Source organism: Paenibacillus sp. 102, from assembly GCF_039549175.1.
Lineage (GTDB): Bacteria > Bacillota > Bacilli > Bacillales > Bacillaceae_G > Bacillus_A.
This window is the reverse complement of record NZ_JBCGHT010000011.1, coordinates 146,752-157,656: the sequence shown is the minus strand read 5'-3', so window position 1 is coordinate 157,656 and position 10,905 is coordinate 146,752. Positions and strand designations below refer to the sequence as shown.

The window sequence follows — 10,905 nt, the reverse complement described above, 5'->3', positions numbered from 1 at the left end:
TAAAGATAACTCTTGTTTTTGATGCATATTCATAAAAAGCACGTCACCCTTTCTCATTAACATAAGAGAATAGTAACGTGCTTTTAACTTCAAAAATAGTCTAAATCCTTAAGTTGATGGATGTGGGATGCTACCCCTAAAAAATAAGAGATAAGAAATACATAAAGCCTCTAGAAACATTAAAAAATGTTAGAAATCTAAAAAATTTTTAATCATAAAAACACTTTGAAGAGAATGCTAGGTCGTATATACTGAATACAATTGAAGTAGAAGAAGGGAAGAAAAGATGATGATTCATAAAGTCGGTCAAATTATGTTATATGTAAACAATCAAGATGAGGCTATACAATTTTGGACAGAAAAAGTAGGATTCCACTTAGTTTCCGATGAAAATAACGGTCAAGGGTTTAGGTGGATTGAAATTGCGCCAACAGAGAAAGCTGAAACGAGCATTGTGCTACATAATAAAGAGTTAATTGCAAAAATGCAGCCTGAATTAAACTTGAATACACCATCCATGTTGTTTTTCACCCAAGACATCGATAAGTTATATAAAGACTTTGTAGGGAAGGAAATTACAGTCGGGGAAATTGTAAATATGCCGTCTGGTAGAGCTTTTAATTTTGCTGATCATGAGGGGAATTATTTTGCAATTATGGAGAAAAAGTAATTGTCGATTGGAAATGATATTATGTCGTTTTAAAGAATGTTAAGATCCTGCTTTACAGGGTCTTATTTTATTAGGCTCTGTTAATGAATTATGTTGATAATAATACAGTAAAAGAACCAAACTTTAGTCCTTTTACTGTATATATTGTTAATCGGCCACTTGTTTCGTTAACGAAATATCAATATTAAAAAACTCTGAGTAGTCCTGTAAATGATAATCAGCTAAATCACTTTGACTTTGAAATATGCATGTTGAAATTCCTAATTCTTTAGCGGGTAATAAATCTAATTCTCTGTCTCCAATAACTAAATCGATTCTGTGTTTTGTGTGTAAATGAACATATGCTAATGGATTGGGTTTTCGAGGAAAACCATCGTCAATCGTAACCATATCAACGAAGTATTTATCCCATCCGTAGTACTTTAATATGGCTAAAACTCCGTCCCTATGCTTATGGGTCATAATTACATTTTTATTTGCGAATTTTAAGATTTCTTCTACATTATCAAATGGTTTCATCTCTTTTGGAGATAGTTTCTTCTGTAGAGTTTTTATTTCTTTTTCTTGATTGCTGGAAATGTTATAGTAATCAATTGCATGGGAATACGAAATTTTTAACTTTTCATAGATTTCCTGTTTATCCACCTCATCTCCTAAAACTTGAGAGAGTATTTTGGTATACGCAGGATAAGTATCAAATAATGTGCCATCAAAATCCCATAAAATGTTCAATTAAACCACCCTTTTTATAATTATATCAGTATAAATTCGTCAAGCTAACGTAAACTCCTTCATTTATAAACCTACTAGAATGGACGAATAGGGGATAATCCCAATTTAAGCTCAAATGTAGATATTCTGAGTTTAATATAAGGGGGAAGGTTTTCACTATAATTACATCGAATTTATGAGATGTAATGTAGGACATTATTGTAATTTATCTTAAGGAGAGGGACTAATTGAACCTAGGTAATCCAATAGCTATAGGAAATACAGCTCAGATATATCTTTATGATAATAAAATTGTAAAAGTGTTTAAAAAACACTTTCCAAATACAGAATCTTTATATGAGGCAAAGAAACAAGAATACGCTTATTCATGCGGGATTCACGTCCCAAAGGTATTTGAAGTTACAGAGATAAAGGATAGACAAGTGATTATAATGGAATATGTAAAAGGGAAAACAGTAGGTAATCTCTTAATTCAAAATATGGAACGAGCTGAGCATTACATAAGTATTTGTGTTAATGCACAACAAAAGGTGCATGCTGTTGTTTCTGAATCGGATTTACTTGAACCGATGTCAGAAAAGCTACGTCGGCAAATTGAATCAGCACAGAATTTAGATGAGAAACAAAAGAATAAGTTGTTAAGGAAATTAGATTCAATAGTATTTGAACCTAGGCTATGTCATGGAGATTTTCATCCATTTAATTTGATTATGAGTAAAGATAACATGAAAATTATTGACTGGGTTGATGCTAGCTCGGGAGATATTTGCGCAAATGTATACCGAACATATTTATTGTATGCCCAGTCTTCAGTAGAATTAGATGAAATGTATTTACGTATATATTGCAAAAATGCTGGACTATCAAGGGGTGAAGTTTTGGAGTGGGCTCCTATTATTGCTGGAGCAAGATTGTCAGAAAAAGTGTCTTCAGAAAACATAGAACAGCTAAAGAGTTTAGTAGACCAGTATTGTCATTAAGGAAAATGATAGAACTAGCATTTCTGTAATAATCAAGCTTTTTAATGTGACAGTACTAGATAAAAAAACCGTTCAAATTTTTTGAACGGTTTTTTTATTGTTATTTTATTTTTTAACTTACTTATTAACAAGTCATGCTAGATAGTTATTTCGATTTGATTCCCTTCTGGATCACTAATTACACTCTCATAATAGCCATCTCCAGTGAAGCGTGGTCCATTTAACACGGGGTATCCAGCTTCATGTAATGTTTTTGTTAGCTGATTCACATTTTCTTCACTGCCAACGGAGAAAGCGATATGGGCATATCCAATTAAATCAGGAGTAGGCTTGTTTTCTATTCCTTTTTTTCGCATAATTTCGAGGCGTGCTCCAGATTCAAATGTAATAAAATAAGATTCGAAGTGTTTGGCTTTATTGTGATATAAAGAATTTGCTTCTCCATTAAAATATTGTGTATAGAAAGTGCGCATTGCCTCTAAATCATTTACCCAAATCGCTATATGTTCAATTTTCATTTGTTTCACCAGTCCTATTCTTATGTAAATTTAAATAAATTTAGCCTAATATTTATGGGCTAATAATAATTAGTGGAGATGAAAAACACCGATTAGAGTTTCACTTTATGAAATTTGAATTAATATGTCAAAAAATAAGGATGGATGCTGGAAGAAATCAATTGTAAATATAGAAATGAAAAAGTTATTTAGCAAAGATTTATGTTAATTTTCTGATGTGGGAATACATAGAATTTGTAATAAAATGAGTCTTTTACATAATAATAAAAAGTTTCTGGTAATTACAAGTGAGGAGGGAGAGAATTTATGGGTCAATATGAACAAATGTTATTAGTCGGAGCAATTATGTCTATTATACTATCAATTATGATTTTAGGGTCATTATATTATAATCCTCGTTTATGGCTAAATGACTATCCTAAGGATATTCAAAAAGCTGTTCTGCCAAAAACAATTGATGAAAAAAGACAAACTTTATATTTTGGAATTGTATATAATTTAATTCTTTTCGGAACACCGTTGATTTCAACTTTTTTACTAAATCAACATGAGAAATTATTGTTTATAGATGCTTTTTTGCATTCTTTTGGAATATTAATGATTTTTAATTTGGTGGATTTACTCATTATAGATTGGCTGATATTTTGCTGGATTACTCCGAGATTTGTTGTTATTCCTAGTACAGAAGGAATGAAGGGTTATAAAAATTATAGGATGCATCTAAGAGGAGCAATGATTGGTACCCCTTTTCTAATAATAGTTAGTTTATTCATTGCAGGAATTGCTATGAATATTTAGTATGAGGAATATATTATATTTTATTTAGAGGAGATAAGAATGGCCATTTTGATTAGAAAACTAGAAATAAAGGATTTGAATGAAACCCCTGAAATTGATGATAGTTTTACGGTTGATTCTAAGCTAGTTCTTTCATTAAGGGCGATGGATCAACGAATAGAATACACAGTGCAAGAAATAACAAGCTATGAGAAAAATTATTCAGAAGATAGATATATGGAGGATCAAGAGGGTGATTTAGATTATAGGGAATATGTTAATCATCCAGATAAAATAATTTTTTTGGCGTTTATGAATCACGAAATGATTGGAATAATTATATTAAAGAGGAACTGGAATGGTTTTGCTTACGTGGAAGATATAAAAGTAGATAAGCAGTTTAGACAGCTTGGAGTTGGCAGAAAATTAATTGAGCGGGCGAAACATTGGGCGAAATCCTGTAAAATGCCAGGAATTATGCTAGAGACACAGAGCAATAACGTTAGAGCATGCAAGTTTTATGAGAGTTGTGGATTTGTTATAGGAGGCTTTGATTTTTTTGTATATAAAGGCATGAATGAGCAAAGTGATGAAGTTGCGATATATTGGTATTTGAGATTTTAAGACAGTCCGATATAACCTATAGTACTCCACAAGAACAAAGAGTGTCTTTAGGACTTTTACTGGCACTCTTTGTTTGTTATCATGCTCAATAAAAACTCTAAATGTACAAGGAATATGTTAATTCACCGTATGTGAGAATTTCATCATCAGTGAACCCAAGATTTGAATAGAATTTTTTACCTGAATCATTTTCAGGGTGCACAGTTAAACGAATGCGATGACAAGATGGATGAACGGTTTTTATATGGTTAATTAATTCTTTTATTGCAGTAGCTCCAAACCCTTTTCTTTGATATCCTTTGTCGATAAAAAAATGAAACAGCCAAAAGTCCTTTTGACAATCCGGTTCGTAGTGCAAATTAAAGAAACCAACCATTTTCTCATTATGATAAATTCCAAAAGGTTCAATCATCCTATCATCCGGCCTAATATATGCTTTAGCAAGTGCAATCGCAACAGGTGGTGTAACTTCAGAAACGAACCTTTGTTGTTCAAGATTTACAGAAAGATTAAGAGCTTCTCGCCAGTTTTTAGAAGTTATTTTTTTTAGATTTACGTAAGGCATGAGTCGTAACCTCCAGTTTAAATAGGGGGGATATGAAGTTCTATTGAACGAGCGTATTTTGCCCAGCAGCAATTTTCCATATTTCTTTTTCTTTGACCATCACATAAACAGCAAGACTGCCTTGCTCACTTTCTATTATTTTCCCTTCAGAGGTTGTTGAATATTGTCTAATATGTGCGACAACTACGTCGGAACGTATAAATGTAATACTTTCAACTACATAACAAGCATATGAATCACGAAGAGGTCCCGCTAAAAGAACTTTGTGCGTCTCATTGATTTGCTTCCAACCTGATAGTTTTTTGCCAAGCACATTGACCCATGTGGCATTTAAAGTGAAGTGACGATCTAATTCATCCGCATCATGTGCATTAAATGCACTCTCCATTTCGGCGATCGTTTGCCGGATTGCATGTATTTCTTCTTGTTGTTGTTCTTTTGAATCAAAAGCTTTAGACATATTTATTCCTCCTATGTTGGTTTGATATCTATAGATTACTAAATTAAAGTTTTTGTAACATCCAGCAAGAGTAGTATTTTTTTTGAATAAAAACTGATACGAAGGTATGATGGCAAGGCGGTGTATCGTATTCACTGTCTAATAAAAGGAGTAAACTCAATGAGTCTAGAATATTATAATGTTATGAATAAAGAGGTGAAATATGTTATTTCAAAAAGGTGAATTATTGATTAGATATGTTATAGAAGATGATGCAAATACCATATCAAAATGGCTAACCAATCCCGAAGTTTTACAATACTATGAAGGACGAGATAACCTACAATCTTTAGAGCAAGTACGCAAAAAATTTATTTCTTATTCAATAAGTGATGTGAAAAGATGTTTAGTAGAATATGCAGGGAAACCAATTGGCTATATACAAATTTATCCCGTAGACTCAGAATGGAAAAATCTATATGGTTACGTAGAAAATCAAAATATATGGGGGATGGATCAATTCATTGGAGAGCCAACATATTGGAATAGAGGAATTGGTACAGAGCTTGTGAAAGCTGCGATTACATATATCATCGATGAATTAGAGGCAGAAGCAATTGCGATGGATCCAAGAGTAAGTAATGAACGAGCGATTCATTGTTATGAAAAGTGTGGATTCCAAAAGGTGAAAATTTTAAACGAACATGAGCTGCATGAAGGGAATTTAGAAGATTGCTGGATGATGGAGTATAAAAAATAAGCGGCGAGGAGTTGTGTGGAATGAAGAAGGCACTTTTAGTAATAGATGTGCAAGAAGGTATGTATACAGCAGGTGGACCAGTATACAAAGGGCAGGAGTTATTAGAAACGTTGCAAGAGTTAATTCAAAAATGTCGATTACATAAGATTCCTGTTATATATGTACAGCATAATGGACCCAAAGGTCATCCGTTAGAAAAAGGAAAATCGGAATGGAATATTCATTCTGCTATTGCACCGAAAGAGTGTGACATCATGATCGAAAAAGAAACACCAGATTCTTTCCACAATACGGACCTTCGTAAAGTACTACAGGATAAGGCGATTGAGCATTTAATCATTTCAGGAATGCAAACAGAATACTGCGTGGATACAACAACTCGCAGCGCTTTTAGTGAAGGGTACAGAGTAACTTTAATTAGTGATGCACATAGTACCTTTGACTCGGAGCAATTGCGTGCAGAAGAAATTGTTAAGCATCATAATGCAGTACTGGGTGCATTTGCTGATATTGTGGATTTAAAAAATATAAAGATAGAAGCATAAGATCGAATGGAGAGGAAGTAGTGACAACGGGTGGCGGAATGGTTCCGCAATTTGTTATGAAGCAATATTACGACAAGAATAGTTAATGAAAAAGAAGGATGTCATGATATAGATTGTGACATCCTTCTTTTCTTATTTTTTCTTATCTTTATCTAAGATGTTTTGTTCTTCAGCAAATTCAGTTCCGTATGCGAATCGGCCATTCATATTAATTCGTTCACCTTTATGTCTTTCATGCGTATGAGAAAAACGATGCACAAATACTTCAGATAATGTAAAGATAATCGCGGATAGAATACTCCCCCATGCGATTTGCATGTAATTGTCCAATAAAATGTTACCGAAAATCCACACGCTTAAATAGGTCAACAAAAAGTCGGCCATAATCGCAGCGGAATTGCCAACGCGGTCCAAAATAATTTTATCAACAAACATATAAGAAACAATTGTTACAAACAGGCTAAAGGAAATAACATCAACAAATGTTGCATCGAAAAACAAATCAAGTCCAATAGCAAAAGCAATGATACACGAAATAAATTTGATTAGTACAATTGTAAAATTGCTCAAAATGCACACCTCCTGTTTTTACATAGTTTTGGTATAAAACGCGAAGTTCATACATTTCTTATGGAAGTACATGAATGTAAATAAATTTTTTCACGTTAAACATCTTGTCAAAATATTAAAAAAATAAACAAAAAATGTTATAGTAAAATGAGAGCGTATGACATTTTTAGGTAAGGGGGGATCCAAATGTGGATTACTTCAGAAGTAGAAATTCCAGATGAACTATTTGATAATCTTGAGCAAGGAAGGCTTGTATTATTTGTCGGAGCAGGAGTTTCTATGAAAGGGAAATCAAACTTACCAAATTTCGATGATTTAGTTGATGAAATTGCGGAAGCTTTATATGTTGAAAAGCGTGAAAATACGGAACCGCATGATTATTATCTTGGAAAAGTTGCGAAGACGAAAGATGTACATCAAGTTGCACAAGATCTTGTTGATGTGAAAAATTCGAAACCGAATCCATTGCACTATGCAATTCCACGGCTTTTTTCAGATGATATTGATGTTCGCATCGTTACTACAAATTTTGATCAGCATTTTACAAGTGTAATTCGAGAAATGAATCGAGATATCAATATATATTACGCACCTGCACTTCCAACAGGTAGAGCGTTTAAAGGTTTAGCGTATATACATGGCAATGTAGAACAAGAAAAAGAAAATTTAATATTAACGGATGGTGATTTTGGAAGGGCTTACTTAACAGAGGGGTGGGCAAGAAGATTTTTAGTTGATTTATTTTCAAATTATACAGTGTTATTCATCGGATACAGTCATAATGATCCTGTCATGAAATATTTAGCAACAGGTTTACCACCGAGTACAAGACGTTATGCATTTGTTGCACAAGGAGATAATACATATCACTGGGAGCATTTAGGGGTAAGGCCAATTGTTTATCCAAATAAGGCGAACAATCATCAAGCGCTTGTTAAGGCCGTAAAGCGCTGGGCAGAATTAATGGGAGATAATTATATTACAAAAAGGATGCGGATTCGCGATATCGTGACAGTCCCACCATCAGTTGAACAAGAGCAATTATCATATATAAAACAGTCAGTAAAAAAAATTGAAACACTCCGATATTTTATCGAATTTGCTCGCGATTATGAATGGATAGAATGGTTAGAGGCAGAAGGGAAGCTCCAAAATTTATTTTTACTTTCTGCTATTCATAATGAAGAGGATGAGTTGTTGGCGGAGTGGCTCGTCAAACAATTTCTTTTTAGTCATCAAAAAGAATTATTTCAGCTTATTTATAAAAATCACTCGAAAGTTTCTCCTTTGTTATGGCGAACCATTTGTACGTATTTAAACGAAACAAAAGAGCCAATTGAACCGCTATTATTTGCAAAATGGACATTACTTTTATTAGAAACAGCAGAAAAAAATAGCAGCTCTATAGAATTGGTTTCATATTTGTTACATAAATGTTTCTTTCCTGAACATAAAGAAATTTTCGTATTATTGCTGGCGTTTATTTTGGATGGGAAAATTAAATTAAAACGTGTGAGAAGATGGGAACACGATATGCAAGATTCAATTGAATTAGAAGAGACAAGTCGTTTACCGGTTCCTGTATATTCATTTGTACAAAAAATTTGGGATGAAAGAATGAAACCGCATATTGCGTATTTTGCCGATCCAATTATGGTTATGGGGTTGGAAAAAATGCAGATGTTATTTTTAAGACAAGCTGCACTGCAGAAAAAGGATGGTGTGACATATAATACAGTTGAATTTTCAGATCATGATTTACAGCCAAAAGATTTTACATTTTTAATTCGTATTGTAAAAGAATCTCTCACTTACTTATGTGAAAATAATAAAGGAAAGGCAAACTACTATATCGCTCAAATGTTCGAAACAGATAGTATATTACAAAAACGAATCGCGATAGCTGCGATGAGTAAAAACTCATTTGTAACTGACGATGAAAAAGTTAAATGGCTGTTAGAACAAAAGTTATTGTTACATGTTACATATAGGCATGAAGTATTTGAATTTTTAAAGAAGCATTATTCATTTGCTTCCGAGAACAGAAAGCAAGAAGTGTTACAAAAACTTATGAAACACCTTGTTAATGAGAGGGCTTTTGATGCGTGTCTTGTTATGGATTTACTTTATACTTGTGATCCAAATAGTAATTGTACAGCAGGGGCATATGAAAAAATGAAACTAAAACATCCTCATTTTTCCCCAGAACGTTACGGTAAAAAGCCAGTAGAGGATGCAGTACAAAGTATTACATGTAATGTAACGGCTGATGGGTTATTGCAGTTGAAAGGCCATGAAATGATGAAACAAGTTAAGCTTTTTTCTCATGACGGTATTTTTGAACAACGTCATTTTTTAGAAATGTTATCAAAAGCATGTAAATTGAATATAGAGTGGAGTATTTCGCTCGCCTATCAATTAGCAGGGGAGGATAAGGTAAGTAATGAAGTATGGTTTGTTTGTATTCGGGCATGGAGGAATAACCGCAAGCTTACAAATCAACAAATACAGAAAATCATTCCACTCTTGCAACAGTTTGTAAGAAATGTATCTTTTCATTGGTTAATTAGCAGTTTTCTTTATGAAATCAGCAATCGGTTAGAAGAATTTCAAGAGGATAGTATACGTGTTGTGAAACGTTTTGCCTTTTCTTTATTTCCTCAAGTAATGAAAAGTGATCCGAATTTCAAGATAGAAGAGCATGATTTTTATAATGAGTCTATTCAACATCCTATCGGAAAGATGACGTCAGTATTATTAAAGCTACTTGCATATGACCACTTATACGATCGGAATATTCACGAATACTTGTTTTTATTTGAAGAACAAATGAGAGCATGTTCACAGAGTACAAATTTCATGTTTGCACGATTAACCGCAGATATAACATTTTTATACCATATTGAGAAACAATGGTGTAGAAAAAATATGCTGCTGTATCTCGATTTAAAAAAACAAGAAAAAGCAACAAAATATGCATGGGCAGGACTCTGCTATACACAAATAAATTTACCGTTATTTACAGAGATAAAGCGATATATTAAATATGCAGTCGAACATTTATATTTGTTACATCCGCATACAAAAGAAGTATTCTTAAAGTGGCTCAGCTTTGTTTTTATTAAATGTGTATTATATTGGGATCAACGAGCGGATTGGTTATATCCACTTTTTATACAGGAAACGGAAAATGACAAAATTAAGTTTATGGAACATTTATGTTATTATGTAAAAACATTAAGTGCAAGAGAACAACATAAATTTTGGACAGCTTGGTTAGCTGGATTTTTAATTGAACGTCCAAAAATGAGTTCTATAACCGGTAGGGAATATGTCATGTTTTTACGTTTTGTATTATGTATGGATGAAGTTGCAGAAAAAGGGTTACAAACGATTCTTAGTCATTTCTCGCCACCATCAGGATGTTACGATCAAGCAGAAATGAAACAACTATTTTTGGCTATTTTGGAAAAGAAAAAGAACATAAAATATCATGTAGAAGCATATGGCAAGTTGTTTTTTTCATTATTGCAAAACCTGCATGAGGCAAGTTCTTTTGAAGGTGAAATCATTGAAATTAAACAATTACTAACAGAGTACCAAGTAGAGAATGATTTACTAAAATCTATTCAAAATGAAATGATTCGTATTGGAATTGTAATTACAAATGGATAAGGTTGATTATAGGGAAAGAGTGGATTTTTTTAAAATAAGATAAAAAGTTG

At 32.9% G+C, this 10,905-nt stretch carries 12 protein-coding genes; 7 read left to right on the top strand and 5 right to left on the bottom strand.

Going from position 1 to position 10,905, the window contains the following annotated elements; all coding sequences use genetic code 11:
* Positions 1-289 precede the first annotated feature (289 nt).
* Complete coding sequence (locus tag AAIE21_RS20800) at positions 290-670, top strand: VOC family protein (RefSeq protein ID WP_241816274.1); 381 nt, start codon at positions 290-292, stop codon at positions 668-670.
* A 147-nt stretch (positions 671-817) separates the two neighbouring features.
* On the opposite strand, the gene AAIE21_RS20795 is transcribed toward AAIE21_RS20800, so the two are convergent.
* On the bottom strand, positions 818-1,402 hold the full coding sequence (locus tag AAIE21_RS20795) for an HAD-IA family hydrolase (protein ID WP_343268533.1): 585 nt from the start codon (positions 1,400-1,402) through the stop codon (positions 818-820).
* A 227-nt stretch (positions 1,403-1,629) separates the two neighbouring features.
* Here AAIE21_RS20795 and AAIE21_RS20790 point away from each other — a divergent pair, with 227 nt between their 5' ends.
* Positions 1,630-2,382 carry a phosphotransferase family protein gene (locus AAIE21_RS20790; protein ID WP_343268532.1) on the top strand — a complete coding sequence of 251 codons (753 nt, stop codon included), beginning with the start codon at positions 1,630-1,632 and terminating at the stop codon, positions 2,380-2,382.
* A 137-nt stretch (positions 2,383-2,519) separates the two neighbouring features.
* On the opposite strand, the gene AAIE21_RS20785 is transcribed toward AAIE21_RS20790, so the two are convergent.
* On the bottom strand, positions 2,520-2,900 hold the full coding sequence (locus AAIE21_RS20785) for a VOC family protein (RefSeq protein ID WP_343268531.1): 381 nt from the start codon (positions 2,898-2,900) through the stop codon (positions 2,520-2,522).
* Between the two features lie 306 nt (positions 2,901-3,206).
* On the opposite strand from AAIE21_RS20785, the gene AAIE21_RS20780 reads away from it, so the two are divergent.
* Together AAIE21_RS20780 and AAIE21_RS20775 are read left to right on the top strand one after the other, a co-directional pair.
* A complete protein-coding gene (locus tag AAIE21_RS20780; RefSeq protein WP_343268530.1) occupies positions 3,207-3,698 on the top strand; it encodes a nitroreductase in 492 nt (163 codons plus the stop codon).
* 39 nt (positions 3,699-3,737) lie between these two features.
* On the top strand, positions 3,738-4,301 hold the full coding sequence (locus AAIE21_RS20775; protein ID WP_343268529.1) for a GNAT family N-acetyltransferase: 564 nt from the start codon (positions 3,738-3,740) through the stop codon (positions 4,299-4,301).
* A 97-nt stretch (positions 4,302-4,398) separates the two neighbouring features.
* Here AAIE21_RS20775 and AAIE21_RS20770 read toward each other — a convergent pair whose 3' ends face one another.
* Both AAIE21_RS20770 and AAIE21_RS20765 read right to left on the bottom strand, forming a co-directional pair.
* Entirely contained in the window at positions 4,399-4,866 is a 468-nt protein-coding gene (locus tag AAIE21_RS20770) for a GNAT family N-acetyltransferase (RefSeq protein WP_343268528.1), read from the bottom strand.
* 40 nt (positions 4,867-4,906) lie between these two features.
* Positions 4,907-5,326 carry an SgcJ/EcaC family oxidoreductase gene (locus AAIE21_RS20765; protein WP_343268527.1) on the bottom strand — a complete coding sequence of 140 codons (420 nt, stop codon included), beginning with the start codon at positions 5,324-5,326 and terminating at the stop codon, positions 4,907-4,909.
* 202 nt (positions 5,327-5,528) lie between these two features.
* Between AAIE21_RS20765 and AAIE21_RS20760 the strand changes: the two genes are divergently transcribed.
* Both AAIE21_RS20760 and AAIE21_RS20755 read left to right on the top strand, forming a co-directional pair.
* Entirely contained in the window at positions 5,529-6,065 is a 537-nt protein-coding gene (locus AAIE21_RS20760) for a GNAT family N-acetyltransferase (RefSeq protein ID WP_343268526.1), read from the top strand.
* 20 nt (positions 6,066-6,085) lie between these two features.
* Positions 6,086-6,610, top strand: a complete 525-nt coding sequence (locus AAIE21_RS20755) for a cysteine hydrolase family protein (protein ID WP_343268525.1) — start codon at positions 6,086-6,088, stop codon at positions 6,608-6,610.
* Between the two features lie 132 nt (positions 6,611-6,742).
* Here the strand turns inward: AAIE21_RS20755 and AAIE21_RS20750 are convergent, their stop codons facing one another.
* Positions 6,743-7,180, bottom strand: coding sequence for a YndM family protein (locus tag AAIE21_RS20750; RefSeq protein ID WP_343268524.1), 438 nt, complete (start codon positions 7,178-7,180; stop codon positions 6,743-6,745).
* 186 nt (positions 7,181-7,366) lie between these two features.
* On the opposite strand from AAIE21_RS20750, the gene AAIE21_RS20745 reads away from it, so the two are divergent.
* On the top strand, positions 7,367-10,855 hold the full coding sequence (locus tag AAIE21_RS20745; protein ID WP_343268523.1) for a DUF4020 domain-containing protein: 3,489 nt from the start codon (positions 7,367-7,369) through the stop codon (positions 10,853-10,855).
* Positions 10,856-10,905: the final 50 nt, after the last annotated feature.

Excerpts from the sequence above, each read along its gene's own strand:
- AAIE21_RS20785 (WP_343268531.1), bottom strand. The coding sequence starts at position 2,900 with ATGAAAATTGAACATATAGCGATTTGGGTAAATGATTTAGAGGCAATG.
- AAIE21_RS20775 (WP_343268529.1), top strand. The coding sequence starts at position 3,738 with ATGGCCATTTTGATTAGAAAACTAGAAATAAAGGATTTGAATGAAACC.
- AAIE21_RS20780 (WP_343268530.1), top strand. The coding sequence starts at position 3,207 with ATGGGTCAATATGAACAAATGTTATTAGTCGGAGCAATTATGTCTATT.
- AAIE21_RS20800 (WP_241816274.1), top strand. The coding sequence starts at position 290 with ATGATTCATAAAGTCGGTCAAATTATGTTATATGTAAACAATCAAGAT.
- AAIE21_RS20755 (WP_343268525.1), top strand. The coding sequence starts at position 6,086 with ATGAAGAAGGCACTTTTAGTAATAGATGTGCAAGAAGGTATGTATACA.
- AAIE21_RS20760 (WP_343268526.1), top strand. The coding sequence starts at position 5,529 with ATGTTATTTCAAAAAGGTGAATTATTGATTAGATATGTTATAGAAGAT.
- AAIE21_RS20770 (WP_343268528.1), bottom strand. The coding sequence starts at position 4,866 with ATGCCTTACGTAAATCTAAAAAAAATAACTTCTAAAAACTGGCGAGAA.
- AAIE21_RS20765 (WP_343268527.1), bottom strand. The coding sequence starts at position 5,326 with ATGTCTAAAGCTTTTGATTCAAAAGAACAACAACAAGAAGAAATACAT.
- AAIE21_RS20745 (WP_343268523.1), top strand. The coding sequence starts at position 7,367 with ATGTGGATTACTTCAGAAGTAGAAATTCCAGATGAACTATTTGATAAT.